Source organism: Paenibacillus glycinis, from assembly GCF_009909185.1.
Taxonomy (GTDB): Bacteria; Bacillota; Bacilli; order Paenibacillales; family Paenibacillaceae; genus Paenibacillus_Z; species Paenibacillus_Z glycinis.
Map to the genome: position 1 here is coordinate 120,701 of NZ_JAAAMV010000029.1, position 17,079 is coordinate 137,779.

Genomic DNA, 17,079 nt, shown 5'->3' on the forward strand with positions numbered 1-17,079 from the left:
CTGAAGTATGGACGTGACGTTATCGATTAACGCAGCTCCGATATGGCGACCCAACGCCGTTCCGCGATGGATTTGTCCACTGCTTCCAACACCGCCTGGCATTCCACGCCGTCTACGAAGTTCGGCACCGGCTGACGGTTCTCGGTAATCGCATTCATGAATTCCACCATCTCGTGCGTGAACGTGTGCTCGTACCCGATCGTATGACCGGCCGGCCACCAATGCTCGCTGTAGGCATGCGCCGCATCCGTCGCAAGCACGCGGCGGAAGCCTTGCACGTCGGCGGCATCGTCCGTGAAATACACCTCAAGCTCGTTCACGCGCTCAAAATCGAACTTGATGCTGCCCTTGCTGCCGTTAATCTCGAACGAGTTCGTGCAGCGGTGTCCCGGCGCGAAGCGCGTCGCTTCGATGCTGCCGAGCGCGCCGTCCGCAAACCGGGCCAGGAAGACCGTCGCGTCGTCTACCGTAACCGGACCTTTAGGCGCATCCTTGTCGCCCTTGGCGCTGAGGCCGGTCATCTCCGTCGGCAGCGGACGTTCTTTGACGAACGTTTCGCTCATGCCGATGACTTCGCTAAACTCGCCCACGAGGAAACGGGCCATGTCGATCACGTGCGCGCCGAGGTCTCCATGAGAGCCGGAACCGGCGATTTCCTTCTGCAGCCGCCAGACAAGCGGAAACTGCGGATCGACGATCCAATCCTGCAGGAAGAAGCCGCGGAAATGATAAATCTTGCCGATGCGGCCTTCCTCGATCAGCTTCTTCGCCAGCTGCACAGCCGGCGCGAACCGATAGTTGAAGCCGACCATATGCTTGACGCCGGCTTTCTCGGCCGCGTTCAGCATCTCGATAGAATCCGCCAGATTCAGCGCCAGCGGCTTCTCGCAGAAGATATGCTTGCCCGCTTCCGCCGCAGCGATCGCGATCTCCTTGTGCGCGTCGCTCGGAGCATTGATATCGACGACGTCGATATCGTCCCGCGTGACCAGTTTGCGCCAATCGGTCTCGCCGTTCTCCCAGCCGAATTGCGCGCGCGCCTGCTCGAGGCCGGCGGCGTCCCGGCCGCAAATCGCCACCATCTGCGGGCGCGTCACGTTCGGGAAGAACATCGGCAGCGCGCGATACGCGTTGCTGTGCGCTTTTCCCATGAATTTATAACCGATCATCCCTACTCGAATGTTGCTCATTGTTTCGTTCCACCTCTCATGAGATTAGGTCGAGATTAACCATACGAACTAACAAGCTTCAGGCTTTGGTCGTTCCGGCAGCCGAAGAAGAGGCGCGCGTAATGAGCTTTACGGGCAATTTGACGTCGAACGCGGCCGAGCCGTCTTGATCCGCTACGGCATCGAGCAGCCGGGATGCGGCTTCGCTGCCGATATCGAAGAACGGGACGCGGATCGAAGTCAGCGGCGGATCCGTCATGCGCACGATATCGGAGTCGTCGCAGCCGATCAGCGCCACGTCTTCCCCGACTTTGACGCCCGATTCCTTCAAGCCCTGCAGCAGGCCGATCGCCATCCGGTCGTTCGCGGCGATGATGGCATCGATATGCCCTGCCTGCACGAGCGCTGCAACCGCTTTCGCTTGCTGGTAGCCGCTCGTGCGGCTGTAGTTGCCGAGCAGCACCCGTTCCGGGAGGAAAGCCAACCAGGCTTCTTCCAACGCCTCCCGATAGCCCCGCAGGCGATCCTTGCTGTTCGAATACACGGCAGGACCGTTAAGGAAACCGATCTTCCTGCAGCCTTGCGCCAGAAGATGCCGCACCGCTTCTCGGCAGCCCGTCCGCTGATCGGCGTCCACCGAGTTGTAGTCTTCGCCGTCGTATCGCTGATTGACAAGGCAGAACGGATGGTTCCCTTCCCTCAATTCGGCAAGCGCCGCGCGTTCGGAGGGCACGTCCTGCGCGCCGATGATGATGCAGCCATCCACCTTCTGCGTGCGGAACAGGTTGGCATAGTCTCTCGGCTCGTCGGGTTCGCGGAAGAGCAGCAGCAGATCGTAACCGCGCTGCTTGGCGGTCATGCCGATGCCGCTCAACACTTCGGAGAAATAATACGTCGAGAACAGATTCACCTTCGGCAGCATCGGCAGGATCACGCCCAAATTCCCGCTTCGCCGCAGAGCGAACCGCTGCGCGAGCGCGCTTGGCACGTAATTCAACTGCCGGGCAGCCTCCATCACCCGTCTCGCCGTTTCTTCTTTCACCGTTCCGACGCCGCTCAGCACCCGCGACACCGTCGCTTCCGATACGCCGGCAAGCTCAGCGACTTTTTTCCGGATAAGTCCTCTCTCCCGTCTGGCCAAAACCCCAAATGTACACGCGTACATTCTCTCATGCGAGGTTCGGATTGTCAACGAAGAATCTAGTGTCCCCGTCCGTCCTTCCTGCCTCGGCGCTGTTCGTATGGATCATCGTCGATTTGTTTCTGCTTCCAAGTGCTCCGCTCTTATTACCAGCATATCTCAGCAAGAAATTATCGCCGAAATCCTTCATTATCGCGAAATGGAACGGCTTCCCGGCCGCGGTTGATCGGCAAACGGACCACTCCCTGCTCGTCACGCCGCTCTGCGCCGAATAACAAATAAGACCTCGGGACCGCATAAAGCGCGGAACCGAGGTCTTTTTTATCGTTATGAAGTGCTCTATGGAGCCATCTCCAAAAATTTGGAGGTGGGATTTTTATCCATTGCCGTGCGCATCGCGTACTCGTTCTCGAACAGCGCGACGTAATTGTCTTTCTTGTCCTTGACGAGGGTCGAATTGATTCGGTATTTGGACGGGTCGATCTTGTCGTCGACGATCCATCGCGCGAATTGGAATTGCATCCGGTGCAGCATGATCTCCACGCCGTATTCCGAACGCATCCGGTGCTCGAAGACCTCGAATTGCAGCTGGCCGACGACGCCCAGAATCGTCTCGTCGAAGTTCCCGGTGGAATGGAACACCTGAATCGTGCCCTCTTCCGTCAATTGGTCGATGCCCTTCTGGTACTGTTTATGCTTCAGCGCGTTCTTGACGGTCACCTTCGCGAACAGCTCCGGCGAGAACGTCGGCAGTTCGTCGAAGACGATCTCGCTGCCCTGCGACAATGAATCGCCGATCCGGAAGATGCCGGGATCGAACAACCCGATAATGTCGCCCGGATAGGCATTTTCCACGATATCCCGGTCCTGCGCGAGAAATTGCTGCGGCTGGGACAGCTTGATGTCCTTGCCGTTGCGCACATGGCGAACGCTCATGCCGCGTTCGAAGCGGCCGGAACAGATCCGCAGGAAGGCGATCCGATCGCGGTGGGCCGGATTCATGTTCGCTTGGATTTTGAAGACGTAGCCGGAGAATTTCTCGTTCGTCGGTTCCACGGGTCCCGTCGTGCTTTGGCGCGGCGTTGGCGCCGGCGCAAGCTGCAGGAAGTTCTCGAGGAACGTCTGCACGCCGAAGTTGTTGACCGCGCTGCCGAAGAAGAGCGGCGTCAGCTCGCCCGCGCGGACCTTCTCGTAATCGAATTGGTCGCCGGCAACGTCGAGCAGCTCCAGATCCGCGATCAGCTGATCGGTCAAATAATCGCCGGCCATCTCGCGAATATGCGGATCGTTATAATCCGCGACCTTTTGCACTTCGATCGTGGAATGGTCGTTGCCCCGGAACAGCTCCACCTGGTTCTTCATCCGGTCGTAGACGCCGCACAGCTCCCGGCCCATGCCGATCGGCCAATTCATCGGAACGGCCCGGATGCCGAGCACCCGCTCCAGCTCTTCCATGAGCTCGAACGGATTTTGGCCTTCGCGGTCCAGCTTGTTGATGAACGTAAAGATCGGAATGCCGCGCTTGCTGCACACCTGGAACAGCTTGATCGTCTGCGCCTCGACGCCTTTGGCGACGTCGATCAGCATGACCGCGCTGTCCGCGGCAGTCAGCGTCCGGTACGTGTCTTCGCTGAAGTCTTGGTGACCGGGCGTATCCAAAATATTGACGCGGTGACCGCTGTAATCGAACTGCATGACGGAAGACGTAACGGAAATCCCCCGCTGCTTCTCGATTTCCATCCAGTCGCTCGTCGCGTGACGGCTCGCTTTGCGCGCCTTGACCGATCCCGCTTCGCGGATCGCGCCCCCGAAGAGGAGCAGCTTCTCCGTCAATGTCGTTTTCCCCGCATCCGGGTGAGAAATAATGGCGAACGTGCGCCGTTTCTCGACTTCTTGTTTGATTTCATCCGCAATAGTTTTACTCATGATAGTTCCCTTCGTCCCTTTTACATGCCGCCGATCAGAAACGCGCGGGCTGGTGCCGCGTCGATTCCGGTAAGTTTCAGCGGCGCGATGACCATAAAATAACTGCCTGCCGCGACGTCTTTCAGTCGCAGCCCTTCTACGATGACAACATTGTTGCGGAACAGCAAGCGATGCGTCGGATGCCCGGCTTGCCCGCGCTCGATGCCCAGGGCATCCGTGCCGACGCCGCGGATGCCGAGCTCGATCAGGTACCTGGCGCCGTCTTCGCGCAGGAAGACGAAGCCCGGATCGAAGGCCTCCGAGAAGGAGTTTCTCGTCTTGAGCAGCACCCAATCGTTACGCTGCAGGCTCAGCCGCTCCAAGTCCGCCCGGGTGACGGAATCCGCGCAATGCGTCAAATCCACCACGCGGGCCATGCCGACGAGCTGTTCCAAGCCGATCGTCTCGATCGTTTCCCCATCCTTCAACATATGCAGGGGCGCATCCACGTGCGTACCGCCGTGCACGTCCATGTCCAGCCGGGATTCGTAAACGGCTTCGCCGTCATCGTGATTGCTCACGTTCGAGATGTTCGGCATTTTCGGTGCTTTGTTTTTGTACACTTGCATCGACGGCTCAATCGTCATCGATATATCATGCAGCTTAAACATCGGCATGATCTCCCCGATGCGCGGCCGAGACCGCCAAGAACGGCGTCAACCGTCTCATTTCGGTCCGCCGGAGATCCAGATGACGTTGTCTTCTGCTTGACCGTTCACCGGCCACCAGTGGAACCCGTTCTCGGCAAGCAGCGCTTCGGTGCGCGCCGGTCCCCAGGAACCGGCAGGATAGAACTGCAGGCTGGAATCGTCTTCGCGCCATGCTTCGGCGATTCGGTCCACGAAGGACCAAGCCTGCGCCACTTCGTCCCAACGGGTGAAGTAGGTAGACTCGCCGCGCGCGGCATCGTAGATCAACCGCTCGTAAGCTTCCGGCGTATTGATGCCGATCATGCAGCTTTGGCAAAATTCCATCGATACCGGCTGCACGACGTTGTCGACGCCCGGTTTCTTGGCATTGATTTTGATGTAAATGCCTTCCATCGGGTTGACCCGGATGACCAGCAGGTTCGGCGCCAGATCGTGACGGTGCGCGAACAGGATGTTGTCGGGCACGTTCTTGAACTCGATGACGATCTCGGTCGTTTTGACCGGGAGCCGCTTGCCCGTGCGAATGTAGAACGGCACGCCCGCCCAGCGGAAATTGTCCAGGTACACGCGAGCGGCAAAGTACGTCTCCGTCGCCGATTGCGGGTTTACGGAATCTTCCTGGCGATAGCCGCTAAGCGGCTTTCCGTTGGTCTCGCCATCGCTGTATTGGCCGCGAATGACGTTCGCGCCGACTTCCTCCGAACTCGCGAACGGACGGAGCGAACGGAGCGCCTTGACCTTCTCGTCGCGGAGGTCTTCCGGATGCAGACGGCTCGGCGGCTCCATGGCGATCATCGCCAGCATCTGCATCATGTGGTTCTGCACCATGTCGCGCAGCGCCCCGGACTTGTCGTAATAGCCGCCGCGCTCTTCCACGCCGACCGTCTCGGACAGCGTGATTTGGACGTTGGCGATATGCTTGTTGTTCCAGAGCGGCTCGAAGAAGGCATTGGAGAAGCGCAGCACCTGAATGTTTTGCACCATTTCCTTGCCCAGGTAATGATCGATCCGGTAGATCTCCTCTTCCTTGAACACTTGGCTGAGCTGCGCGTTCAGCTTGCGCGCGGATTCCAGATCGTAACCGAACGGCTTCTCGATGACGAGCCGGTTCCAGCCCCTGGATTCCAGCATGCCGCCGTCGCGCAGGTTGAACGACACCGGTCCGAACAGCTCGGGAGCCAGCGCCAGATAGAACAGACGGTTGCCGGGAATGTCGAACTTGGCATCCAATTCCTGCGTCAACCGGCCGAGCTCGCGGAACCCGTCCACGTTGTTGATGTCCAGGGACATATACACGAAATGCGAAGCGAAACGCGCCCACTGCTCGGCATCGTCCGCTTTATACCGGCAGAACTCGTCGATCGATTCCTGGAGGTCGACGCGGAACTGCTCGTTCGTGCGCGGTCTGCGGGCTAATCCGACAACGGCGAAATCCTCGGCCAGCTTGCCTTCCTTGTATAGGCTGAACAGCGCCGGGAACAGCTTCCGGCGAGCCAGGTCGCCGGTTGCTCCGAATAAATAATACACCGCACCCTCTGCGGCAATCGTATCCTGTTTGCTCACTTCGGTCATTTTCCTCATTCTTTCTTATGTATTTTTAGGCAACGATTGGCATGCTGCTTTTTAATGTAGTGTAGCATACCGGAAGGTTAGAAGCTATTCGCGCAAGGATAAAATGCGGCGTGTCCCGCACGAATCTCTCACTTATCTTGCATCGTATAATCCCCGGTTATGAGCGGAACGCCAATAATTAATTCCGAACCTTTCCCGGCCGCGGCGGAAGTCTCCGCGATTTGCAGATTTACCGCCTTCGAAGCGCTCTGCACCTTGCTCCCGAGCGCAGCGCTGTAATAGGTCAGACTGCTGGTATGGCCGTCGTCGTAAGCTTCCGCTTCGCCCGCGGACGCCGCCTTCGCGACGCGCGCCCGCGCCCCTTCGCGCGCCGCAGTCCCTTTGACGGTGAATCCGCCGCGCAGCTTCAGGTCCGATTCCGCGACATGCCGTTCGACTTTGCCGATCGCGTCCGCCAGCGTCTGCCGTTGTTCGTTCTTGGCCGCGTCCAGAAGCAGCACGATATCGTAGAACGCCGGGTTCTCCGCTTGCTCTCCGTCCGCACGCGGGCGCGAATGAATCCAGAGCGTCATTTTGTAAGCCGGATCGGATGCGACGACGTCAATCGGTTCCGTGCCTTCCGCCAAACGATCTCCCAAGTAGAACCCTAAGCCGGCAGCAAAGGACTTCGCGGCTTTCGGGCTTGCGGTCCCGTCCCAGCGGAAGGACCACTCGGCGCCCGATGCGCCGCCGGCGTATTCGGCATCGCTCCAGCCCCATATCGTTTCGAAGTCCGCGCGAAGCGGCCGCGAACGGTCCGCTGCGGGGTCGTCCTTTCCGTTCCGCAGCGTCCAGACGATTGCGGCGACAAGGATCAGCAGCGCGGCAAGGACGCCGGCTAGCGGGGCGCGGCCTCGTTTCGTTTTCCGAATGGGTATCAGCGCCGGGGACTGATCCGCCATAGGTCATCCACTCCTTCTGCCCGCGTTCATTTGCCGGACGAATTGGGTAAATATCCATACGCATGCGCCTCTGGGTGAATACACTGACACAGATAAACCAGGGGAGGTGTCAACGACTGATGGAACAAATTTATCCGCTGCACGAGGACCATATCAAACGCTTTTGCGGCATGCCCGTATGTGTTGTCACGCATGACGGACAGCGCCATGTCGGCGTCTTGAGCCGCTGCCACGAAGGACGCATCATGCTGAACGAACGTCCGGATTCGATCGGTACCCATGCCGGCCAAGGCGGACAGGCGACCTCGGGCATGCAGCAAGGAAAAGTGACGAATCAGAAGAGCGCGAAGCAGAATGGCGTCAAGAAGAAGGGAAAACCGGTAAGCGGGACCAAAGCGAAGGAATCGGTGCAGACCCAGGCGTATTACCCTTATGATCCCTACGGCTACGGCGACTATGGTTATGGATACGGCTATGGCGGTTTCGGGTTCGGCGAAGCGCTGGCGTTCGATTTAGCCTCCATCGCTTTGCTGTTTCTGTTGATCTAAGGGGAAATCACGTGCCCGAGACTTGCGCGCAGCTGCGGACTCGGGCTTATTCATCGGCGGGGCTCGTCCAGCGGATCGAGATGAAGCAGTCCGGATTACGTTAGAACCCGGGCTGACAATTGATTCATTCTTGTGCGAGCGACTTATGCGTTTTCAATCGGAGAACTTCAGAAAGGGATAGTGCAGTTGCAGGAAAATCTGGTATGTTAAGGATAACACAAACCGTTCACGGAGGCGATCATCATGGTCTTGCCTTATGCGATTCCAGCCGTATTCGGGCCCGTTCGTCGATCAGACGAGCCCATCGGCCCGCTCGAGAGATATGCCATGTATCCGTATGCGTACGAGGACGCTCCTCGCAATCGGGGAAAAAGCAATCCCAAGGCGGCAACCCGAATCCGGCCAATCGGTCTGCTGGACCTGCGAGCTTCGTTACCGCAGGCCGCCAAGGACGCGCTGAAAACGGCAGCCGACCACGCCGCCGCTTGGTTGACGCAAGCGAACTCCCTCAAGGAGTCGCTCTCATCGTTGGCGCGAAGGGACTCCCTCCTGTTCGAACAACGGATCGTCACGGCGTTCGACGACACGGCGGGCAGAGCCGAGGACGGTGCCGACATCGGGGATATACGGGTTCGCGTCATTGCGATCGCACGCCCGCAGCGCAATCTCGGCTTCGGCTTGACTCCCAACGCGCCATCCGTCATCCCGCCGGGCACTCATCTATTCAGAATCGTTTCGCGATCCGTTGAATCCGTAGCCTTGCCGGCAGCTATTCGGCAGGGAGACACGAACGGCGCCGCGCTCGGGCGATTGCGCGATGCCATCAACGAAGCGAACCTCGGCATGACCGCAGCGCTTCGTTACGCCGACCGGAGCGAGATCGTGCGCTTGGAGCTGATTGCCGGCGATAGCGGCACCGATAACGCGTTCTCCATAACGGATATCGGCGGCGGCAGCGTCGTGAGCGCCAGCGGGATCGGACAGCTCGAACAGCCTGCGTCGAATAGCATTTACACGATTGACGGTGGCCCCTATGCCGTGTCTTCATCAACCGAAATTCCGGTTCGGGACGGCAAAGTCATGATTGCGCTCGACCGGCTTCCCTTGGCCGTCGATATTACCGTACGCGTGAGTCCTGATTTGTCCGCGTTGGCGGACAAGGTAGACCTCGTTGCGAAGGAAATGAATGCGCTCCACGCCATTTACCTTAGCGCTGCCGGCAGCTTGAATCCGGCACTGAGGCAGCGGCTGAACGATACCTTGACCCATCCCGGCGCGAAGGCTGTCGGTCTTGCGGTTGCCCATGGCGTATGGAAGCTGGATCGGGAGCAGCTTCATGCGGCTGCGATGGAAGGAAATCTCCAGGGCTTAAAGCAGGCGCTAGCGGGTCGACGCGGATTCGCCTCCGCGCTTAGCGACGAGCTGAACCGGCTGACAAGCTCGCCGACGAACGATTTAATCAACGTCAAAGCAGGCGCATTCCAAGCGTTCACGCGCTACGGCGCTTCATCGGAGCCGTACTTGCAGCTGCGCTTCAACGGATTTCACGTGGATTCCGTGCTGTAACCAAGGGCCCCTAGCAAAATAACGTTCACGATGCTGCCTTCCGCGGCGCCGACGGATCCTGCTTTAATGCGAATCAGACCGTCCGCGGCCGGCAAGGATGCCATCATGCTCGACTTGCCGAAGGCGAGCGGATCGGCATATAGCGTGCCGTTCTCGGTATAAAGGCGCGCGCGGACAAAGCGTTCGTGCGGACTTCCCTTATCGAAGCTGCCGACCAGCTTGGCCGTTGCCTGCTTAGGGCGCGCTTCTTCCCGCGAAGCGCCCGACAGCCGGAGGATGGCTGCGCGCGCAAACAGCTCGAAGCCGACGAAGCAGGCGCCAGGGTTGCCCGAGAGCGCGATCAGCAGCTTGCCGGACACGACCGCGGCCGAAGTCGGCGCTCCCGGACGCATGGCCGCTTTATTGAACAGGAGCCTGCTGTTGCTCGGCAGTCTGTCGTCCTGCGGGTGCAAGGGTTCCTCCGAATGCGGGGAAGCCGTTACAGTCGAGGCGTACTGCGATGGTACCTTCGAATGCACGGCGCTCATGACAGCTGCGTCTTCCTGCGGCAATGCCATCGGACGCGCTAACACCTTGTCATCTAACTCATCCTGCATTTCAACTTTAACAGCGCATGCATGCTCGTCGTCAGTTACGAACCGCTTCTCGTCTTTCGACGGTTCCGCGTCCACCGATGGAGCAGCTTCATGCTGCTCCTCGGTCGACCGCTCATTCCCTATGCTCTGCAACAGTGTCGCCATCACGTCATAGTCGCCGACCGACACCCCGCCGGTCGTAATGACAATGTCGCACTGCGCAAGCGCGTTTGCAATCGCCTGCGCGACCGCGACCGGTTCGTCGGGCACGCGGCCGCACAGAATCGGCGTGCCGCCGCATTGCGCGACCAGCGAGGCCACCATCGCGCTGTTGCTGTCGCGAATGCGGCCCGGGGCCAGCGGAGCCTCGACCGGCAGCAGCTCCGCGCCGGTCGCGAGCACCGCTACGCGCGGCCGCGCATACACCGGCACATGGGCATAGCCGAATGTGCCGAGCAGGGCCACATGGCCAGGCCGCAGCAGCTCGCCTGGCTGCCCGAACACGCGGCCGCGGCCGAATTCCTCGCCCCGCGGCGCAATGTTTTGCCCGGGCTCGGCGGCGCTCTTCACCTGCACCGCCGGCTGCCCGAAGACCCGGGCGTCCGCCGTCTGCTCCAGCATGACGACGGCGTCCGCCCCCGAGGGCACGGCCCCGCCCGTCATGATCCGGACGGCGGTGCCCGGAGCCACGTCCGCCGAGGCGAGCGCGCCGGCGGCGACCGTGTCCACGACGCGCAGCGTCGCCGGCGCGCCCGGCGAAGCTTGCGCCGTATCCGCGCTGCGGACGGCGAAGCCGTCCAGTCCGGCACGCGCAAAGGGAGGCCAGTCCGTCGTCGCGCTGACCGCCTCGGCCAGCCTGCGGCCTCCGGCCTCCCACAGCGGCACGATTTCCGTCCGCTCCGGGACGGCCGCTTCCAGCACGAGACGCAGCGCCTCGTCTACTTTCACGGCGCGCCTGCGGAACCGCGCCTCTCCCTGCTGCCTCTCGTTCATGCGACCTCCGGTACCCTCTGCCTGTTCGGCATTTTCCTTCCATTGTAACAGAATACGGGCAAGGCGTGGATACGCCGTATGATATACTTGACCATGTCGATGCACCGCAATGCATGTCATCTGTGAAAGGAGCGCGCCATGCTATCTCGTCTTTCGCATCAGCCTTCAGACCCTATGCCGCTCGTGCTCCAAATCGTCGGCTACAAAAACAGCGGCAAAACGACCCTGATCGCCAAGCTGATCCATCGCCTGAAGCAAGCGAATTGTATCGTAGGCACCATCAAGCACGATGCCCACGAATTCGACGTGGATAAGCCCGGCACGGATACCTGGCGGCATCAAGAAGCCGGCGCCGACATCACGGCGATCAGCTCCGCGTCCCGCAGCGCCGTCATCAGCCGCGGACCCGAACCGCTCTCCGTCCTGCTCGCGCATATGCGCCACGCGGACATCGTGCTGGTCGAAGGCTTCAAGCAGGCGGATTACCCCAAGCTGATCCTGCTCCGCAAGTCGGAGGACGCGGAATTGCTGACGCTCGCCAATCCGTTCATGGCCGTCCTTTGGCCGGAAGCGACCGCGCTGGAAGGCGCGACAACAATCCCGACATACGGCATCCATGACGACGAGTCGATAGCAGCAGCCGTATGCGCCCTGATTCGCCGTTAAAAAGAGCCCGAAAAAAGAGCACTCTCCCGGAGTGTCCTTCTTTCGGGCCCTTTTGTAATCGCGCATTATCGCTGAACGCCGTTCTTATGCGCATAAACCGCCGCGTGCCTGCGAACCGACATATGCTCAGCTACAGACTCCTGCACTCACTGCTCTTTCATCATGCGAACGCCATATGCTCAGCTACAGACTCCTGCACTCACTGCTTTCGCACATCACTCCGCCAAACCGTTCTTATGCGCATATATCGCCGCCTGCGTGCGATCCTCCACGCCCAGCTTCGCGAAAATATTGGTCACATGGAACTTGACCGTTTTGATGCCGATGAACAGCTCCTCCGCGATTTCCTGGTTGGACAGCCCTTTGCCCACGCATTTGAGCACATCCATTTCCCGTTCGGTCAGCTGCTCGTGCAGCGGTTTTGCCGTCTCGGTCTTCGGCTGGCGGAAACGGTTCATCATCTTGACCGCCACCTGGGATTCAAGGACAGACTGGCCGCGCGCCGCGGCGCGGATTGCTTCGGCGATTTCATTCGCGCGCGACGTTTTGAGCAAATAGCTGAACGCGCCGGCTTCGATGACCGGATACATTTTCCCGTCGTCCAAGTAGCTCGTCAGTACGATGACTTTGCAATCCGGATATAGCTCCAGCAGCCTCCGCGTCGTCTCCACGCCGTCCATGCCTTCCATCACGAGATCCATCAGCACGACGTCCGGCCGATAGGCCTGCGCCAAACGGATGCCTTCTTGGCCGTTGCTCGCTTCCCCGACGACTTCAATGCCGTCTTCCGTATTCAGAACCGCCGCCAGCCCGATCCGCACCATCTCATGATCGTCGACGAGCAGAACCTTAATAGGTTGCTCGATGCTGTCCATTCGTTCGATCGCTTCCATTCGGTGAAATTCCTCCTCCATCCTGTGCTGCCGATGGCACCCAGATATCGATGACGACCCCATTGCCCGGCGATGTAATCAGCTTCATGGAGCCGCCCAATTCATTGACCCGCTCTTCCATCGTCAACAAGCCGTAGGACGTCTGCTTCTTCTCTTCCGCGTGAAATCCGATGCCGTTATCCTGCAGCGTTAACCGCACGAAAGCCCCGGCCTGCTGCAAATAGATGTTCAACTGATCCGCCTTGGAATGCCGCAGCGAATTGGACATCGCTTCCTGGGCAATCCGGAACAAATGATCCTCCGCTTCCGCTCCCAGGCTGACGGTCACGTCGGCTTCGAGCGTAATCGCGATCGGCACCTTCTGCTTTAGCTCGTCCACAAGCCCGCGAAGCGCTTGGCTGAGATGTTTTCCGTCCAAATGCACCGGCCGCAGATGCAGCAGAAGCGCACGCATTTCCGACTGCGCCACGGAAGCCATCTCCTCGATGAGCTGCACCTGCCGTTTCGCCCGCTCCCAATCCTTCTCCATCGTCCGGCTCACTGCCGTAGCCGTCATCGATATCGCGAAGAGCTGTTGGCTGACCGCATCGTGAAGCTCGCGCGCCAAGCGTTGGCGTTCTTCGATCACCGCCGTAAAACGAACCTGCTCCGTCCATGCTTCGTCTTCTTCCGACATTTTTTCTTCGGATTCATCCGAGCTGCCTTCCACGGGCAGCGTCACGCGCTGGCGTTTTCGCCGTTGTTGATCGGATAGCCGCTTTAGCGCCGCGCGAAGCTTCACGCCTTGCAGATAACTATATACCGCGGCGAGCACCAGCGCCGTCGCAATGACCGATAATCCGATCAGCGCCGCTTTGCTCTGCAGGGCGAACAGCTTCACGTATCCCGTTCCCTGCAGCACCAGCACGCTTAAGCCTAGGATGACGAAGAGCCAAAGCACGGTCTCTGCCGCGTTTTTGCGCTTCTCCGCCGCCTGGATCAGCGGAGGCTGCCCTCCGTTGCGATAAGCGGCCGGCGGGCCGCCCCGATCTACGAGCGCCATCGGCCGCTCTGCCTGCGCCTCCGGCGTTTCGCTTTTTGGCGAAGACGGTTGTTCGGTCAAGGCTGCTCCTCCTCCCTATGTACCTGAACGTGCAAAAACATGCCGCAGGCCGATGCCCAAAAAAGCACATCGACCAAGGCATATCGTTCAACGTTCCAAGCCCGCGTTATTCGGCGGATTCGATGGATGGAGGATTCAGTCTGCTCTTGAGCGCCTGCAGCTGCTCTTCCACTTTTAACTGCTTCGATGGATCGACGCTGCCTGCCGTTGCCGGTCTGTTATATGTCCCGAAAGGCACGCGCATGACATCGGCTTCCGCTTCCATCTGCATGATTTTCTCTTCCATCCGGCCGAAGCCGCGCGACGCGTTGCCGCTCTCGATGGTGTGTACCGCGGTCACCTGCGCCATTTGCTTTTTCGCCTTCGCCATTTGAGCACGGGCGGCCAGCTCGTTGCGCTTATTGCGCAGCTGGTAATATTCGTCCTTCATGCCGTGCAGCTGATTCATCAGCTCTTCGGCTTGGGTTTTTGCGTTCACGTGCAGCTCGGAGAACTCCGCCGTCTTCTGGTCGAAGAAAATCTTTTCTTCCAGCAGCTTGCGCGCCAACTCTTCCTGTCCGGCACGCAGCGCGGACTCGGCTTTCAGCTCGCGGTCTGCGCCGCTTCTCGCTGCTTCCTCCAAACGCTGCAGCATGCGGCGCTCGTTCGCCATCTGTTTCGCGACCGTCAATTCCGCCGTATGGATTTCGGCCTCCATATCGCGCAGGTATTGATTCAGCATCACAACGGGATCTTCCATCTTATCCAGCATTTCATGGATGGACGCTTTCGTCATATCCTTCATTCGTTTGAAAATACTCATTCTTAAACATCTCCCTTCTCGTGTTTAGCCAATTTTGCGCGAAGCTCTTCGATCTCTTTCTTCAGCGCGCGTTTTTCCAGATCTTCCATCATCGCATCGATATTCGAAGCCGGCTGCGCCTGCGTTTGGGCGGGCGGTTTTTGCCAGCTCGGTCCCGGCTGCGACGGAGCTCCGTACGAGCTGCCGTTTCCTTGACCGTAGTTCTGGCCGTGACCGCCGCCGAAGTGGCTGCCGTTATATGGGCCGTTATGATGGTTTGTATTCCATCCGCCGTTATATCCCCCGGGACCAGGACCGTACCCGCCGCCAATATCATACGGATTTTGCGGAACGACCAATCCCGCCAAAAGGTAAACCAGAATCAATGCGCCGCTCGTAAAGACCGTGACGACGATCAGCAGGATCCGAACCAGCGTCGCATCTACATTCAGCATTTCAGCAAGTCCGCCGCAGAGGCCGAACAATTTTTTGTCGCGTCGCGATCGATACAGCTTCTTCATTGCGATTTCCATCCTTCCTGCTGCAGTTTACGTTTCAATTGCTCCATCTCGCGCTCGATAACGTTTTGCAGCGATTGCCCTGCTCCGCTTACCCACTCTTGACCTGCTTTGCGCAAATCGCGAAGACTGCGTGCTTCCAACTCCATGTCGCTCAAGCGATCGTCCAGTTTCCGGAAGATTCCGGATGACTGTTGACCCGGCGCGTTGTTGAACACGCCGCCCTGCGCATAACGTTCGTTCAGCCGCTGCTGCAGTCGGAGCGACTCCATCCGTGCCGCGAAATATTCCCGTTTATCGTAAACGCTCTGATATTCGCTGCGAAGCTCGCGAAGCTGTTCCTCCAGCTCTTGTATGCTTTGCGCAGCCTGGTCGTACAGCTCGCGGTACTGTGCGGCGCGCTCCTCGCTCGATGCTTTTTCCATCAGCGCGATCCGGGCAACATGCTCCTCGCCGGCTTTCAATGCGATGATCGCTTGTTGTTCGCGCTTTTCCTTCAGCTGCTCCGCCTGCAGCCACTGCGTTTTCAAGTGGTTGCCGTGGCCGTTGACCTGCTGGTACAACTTCTCGGCCTGAATGATCTCTTCCCGCGTCGACCATAAGAACTGATCGATCAGCTTCACGGGATCTTCGGCCTTCTCCAGCCGCTCGTTCAGCGTCGCAACCGTCATATCCCTCACTCTTCGCATAATGCTCATTGCTTGATCCTCCTTCGTTCCCAACGTTCATGGACAGTATTTCAGTTAGAAGAACGGACGGTCAATCGTTGACTTCGGAAGCCTCCGTTCTCCTCGATTAGATGCGTTTTTGACGATTTTTGAACATCGACACGCCCCATACGATCAAAGCAATCGCCAGAAGCAGCGAGATCAGGCCGAAGAGTTTTGGAAGCAGCATCAATCCGCCTACGACGATCAGGATCGAACCAATTACCTTGCTGTTGTTACGAATCCCTACCACGCCAAAGCCGATTAAGATGAACGGCATCAGAATTCCGATAATCCAGCCCAGATGAATGCCGATGAATTTCATCACCATCAAACCGCCGATAACAACCAAGATTACGCCAAGTGCATTTTTCCCCATTATTAGGTCACCGCCTTTCTTATCGTTCGCTTTTACTTCCTCATTACGTTCATTGCCAAGCTGATGTTTCGTTTCTTGCTTATGTCCTTATTGTAGGTTGTTTTGATCGACTTCAAAACGGACCCGCGACGGTATTTGAACCTAGACCTCAGGCGGGGTGCCCGCAGACCCTAAGACCGAACGACCGGTCATCCGCATATTCCAGGCCGATCTAATCGTCACGACCAGTTCTGATCGTTGCCGCAAAATGTTGCTGCAAGCTTAATCAAGATAAGGGAGCAACAATAATACCCCATATGCTAACCGGTCCCCAGTTAAACAATTAATCGAATGAATAACAACCCTCAAGCTTACATATCAAACATCCAAATGTAGCACCCTTTAACAGGAATAGCTATACTCATTTCATCCAGACGAACGGTTGAAATTCATTCAACTCGATCACAATTCAGCCGCTCAGTCCTTCGAGCTTTTTTTTCGAGCGCTGTAAGCATCCACGGGTAAAACGCAAAAAACGCTGACAGGACGAAGTCCAATCAGCGTTCAGATTTCATGTACATGATTTTTAAAAGTGGTGCCGGCGAGAGGACTCGAACCTCCACGGTTTCCCTCACGATTTTGAGTCGCGCGCGTCTGCCATTCCGCCACGCCGGCAATTCTTTGGCCTGCTCTAAGCGATTCGAACTCCCGATCATATGAATCGTAATCAAATCCGCTATACTGCTGAGCTAACGGCACAGAAATTAAAAATTGTGGAGGCGCCACCCAGACTCGAACTGGGGGTAAAGCTTTTGCAGAGCTCTGCCTTACCACTTGGCTATGGCGCCAGATAAAAAATGGAGCGGAAGACGGGAATCGAACCCGCGACCCTCGCCTTGGCAAGGCGATGCTCTACCGCTGAGCCACTTCCGCA

The 17,079-nt window shown here is 58.4% G+C and carries 17 protein-coding genes and 3 tRNA genes; 4 read left to right on the top strand and 16 right to left on the bottom strand.

Annotation, left to right across the window (positions count from 1 at the left end):
- Positions 1-26: 26 nt before the first annotated feature.
- Positions 27-1,190 carry a Gfo/Idh/MocA family protein gene (locus tag GT019_RS27880; protein ID WP_161746730.1) on the bottom strand — a complete coding sequence of 388 codons (1,164 nt, stop codon included), beginning with the start codon at positions 1,188-1,190 and terminating at the stop codon, positions 27-29.
- Between the two features lie 58 nt (positions 1,191-1,248).
- Entirely contained in the window at positions 1,249-2,310 is a 1,062-nt protein-coding gene (locus GT019_RS27885) for a LacI family DNA-binding transcriptional regulator (protein ID WP_235949526.1), read from the bottom strand.
- A gap of 44 nt (positions 2,311-2,354) precedes the next feature.
- Between GT019_RS27885 and GT019_RS27890 the strand changes: the two genes are divergently transcribed.
- Positions 2,355-2,585 carry a hypothetical protein gene (locus tag GT019_RS27890; protein WP_161746732.1) on the top strand — a complete coding sequence of 77 codons (231 nt, stop codon included), beginning with the start codon at positions 2,355-2,357 and terminating at the stop codon, positions 2,583-2,585.
- A 64-nt stretch (positions 2,586-2,649) separates the two neighbouring features.
- On the opposite strand, the gene GT019_RS27895 is transcribed toward GT019_RS27890, so the two are convergent.
- The 4 genes from GT019_RS27895 to GT019_RS27910 form a co-directional block, all read right to left on the bottom strand.
- Positions 2,650-4,236 carry a peptide chain release factor 3 gene (locus GT019_RS27895; protein WP_161746733.1) on the bottom strand — a complete coding sequence of 529 codons (1,587 nt, stop codon included), beginning with the start codon at positions 4,234-4,236 and terminating at the stop codon, positions 2,650-2,652.
- 20 nt (positions 4,237-4,256) lie between these two features.
- On the bottom strand, positions 4,257-4,886 hold the full coding sequence (locus GT019_RS27900; protein WP_161746734.1) for a cyclase family protein: 630 nt from the start codon (positions 4,884-4,886) through the stop codon (positions 4,257-4,259).
- Positions 4,887-4,940: 54 nt separating this feature from the next.
- Positions 4,941-6,488, bottom strand: a complete 1,548-nt coding sequence (zwf, locus tag GT019_RS27905) for a glucose-6-phosphate dehydrogenase (protein WP_407945107.1) — start codon at positions 6,486-6,488, stop codon at positions 4,941-4,943.
- A 137-nt stretch (positions 6,489-6,625) separates the two neighbouring features.
- Positions 6,626-7,438, bottom strand: a complete 813-nt coding sequence (locus tag GT019_RS27910) for a YwmB family TATA-box binding protein (RefSeq protein WP_161746736.1) — start codon at positions 7,436-7,438, stop codon at positions 6,626-6,628.
- Positions 7,439-7,557: 119 nt separating this feature from the next.
- On the opposite strand from GT019_RS27910, the gene GT019_RS27915 reads away from it, so the two are divergent.
- Both GT019_RS27915 and GT019_RS27920 read left to right on the top strand, forming a co-directional pair.
- Positions 7,558-7,986, top strand: coding sequence for a hypothetical protein (locus GT019_RS27915; RefSeq protein ID WP_161746737.1), 429 nt, complete (start codon positions 7,558-7,560; stop codon positions 7,984-7,986).
- A gap of 243 nt (positions 7,987-8,229) precedes the next feature.
- Complete coding sequence (locus tag GT019_RS27920) at positions 8,230-9,552, top strand: hypothetical protein (protein WP_161746738.1); 1,323 nt, start codon at positions 8,230-8,232, stop codon at positions 9,550-9,552.
- On the opposite strand, the gene GT019_RS27925 is transcribed toward GT019_RS27920, so the two are convergent.
- A complete protein-coding gene (locus tag GT019_RS27925; RefSeq protein ID WP_161746739.1) occupies positions 9,531-11,120 on the bottom strand; it encodes a molybdopterin molybdotransferase MoeA in 1,590 nt (529 codons plus the stop codon). The genes GT019_RS27920 and GT019_RS27925 overlap by 22 nt on opposite strands.
- Before the next feature lie 138 nt (positions 11,121-11,258).
- Here GT019_RS27925 and mobB point away from each other — a divergent pair, with 138 nt between their 5' ends.
- Complete coding sequence (gene mobB / locus GT019_RS27930; protein WP_161746740.1) at positions 11,259-11,786, top strand: molybdopterin-guanine dinucleotide biosynthesis protein B; 528 nt, start codon at positions 11,259-11,261, stop codon at positions 11,784-11,786.
- Between the two features lie 215 nt (positions 11,787-12,001).
- Here mobB and GT019_RS27935 read toward each other — a convergent pair whose 3' ends face one another.
- The 9 genes from GT019_RS27935 to GT019_RS27975 all read right to left on the bottom strand — a co-directional run bounded on the left by GT019_RS27935 (position 12,002) and on the right by GT019_RS27975 (position 17,078).
- The gene (locus tag GT019_RS27935; RefSeq protein ID WP_161746741.1) at positions 12,002-12,679 is read right to left on the bottom strand and encodes a response regulator transcription factor; all 678 of its coding nucleotides are present in this window, start codon (positions 12,677-12,679) and stop codon (positions 12,002-12,004) included.
- Positions 12,636-13,781 carry a sensor histidine kinase gene (locus GT019_RS27940; RefSeq protein ID WP_235949528.1) on the bottom strand — a complete coding sequence of 382 codons (1,146 nt, stop codon included), beginning with the start codon at positions 13,779-13,781 and terminating at the stop codon, positions 12,636-12,638. The genes GT019_RS27935 and GT019_RS27940 overlap by 44 nt, the downstream gene beginning before the upstream one ends.
- 106 nt (positions 13,782-13,887) lie before the next feature.
- The gene (locus GT019_RS27945) at positions 13,888-14,583 is read right to left on the bottom strand and encodes a PspA/IM30 family protein (RefSeq protein ID WP_161746742.1); all 696 of its coding nucleotides are present in this window, start codon (positions 14,581-14,583) and stop codon (positions 13,888-13,890) included.
- Positions 14,584-14,585: 2 nt separating this feature from the next.
- On the bottom strand, positions 14,586-15,083 hold the full coding sequence (locus GT019_RS27950; RefSeq protein ID WP_161746743.1) for a PspC domain-containing protein: 498 nt from the start codon (positions 15,081-15,083) through the stop codon (positions 14,586-14,588).
- Positions 15,080-15,778: a PspA/IM30 family protein gene (locus tag GT019_RS27955; RefSeq protein WP_161746744.1), complete on the bottom strand. Its 699-nt coding sequence runs from the start codon at positions 15,776-15,778 to the stop codon at positions 15,080-15,082. The genes GT019_RS27950 and GT019_RS27955 overlap by 4 nt, the downstream gene beginning before the upstream one ends.
- A 97-nt stretch (positions 15,779-15,875) precedes the next feature.
- Complete coding sequence (locus tag GT019_RS27960; protein ID WP_201755626.1) at positions 15,876-16,166, bottom strand: LiaF transmembrane domain-containing protein; 291 nt, start codon at positions 16,164-16,166, stop codon at positions 15,876-15,878.
- A 572-nt stretch (positions 16,167-16,738) separates the two neighbouring features.
- Positions 16,739-16,820, bottom strand: a tRNA-Leu gene (locus tag GT019_RS27965).
- A gap of 99 nt (positions 16,821-16,919) precedes the next feature.
- Positions 16,920-16,993: transfer RNA gene (locus GT019_RS27970), tRNA-Cys, on the bottom strand.
- A gap of 10 nt (positions 16,994-17,003) precedes the next feature.
- Positions 17,004-17,078, bottom strand: a tRNA-Gly gene (locus GT019_RS27975).
- Position 17,079: the final 1 nt, after the last annotated feature.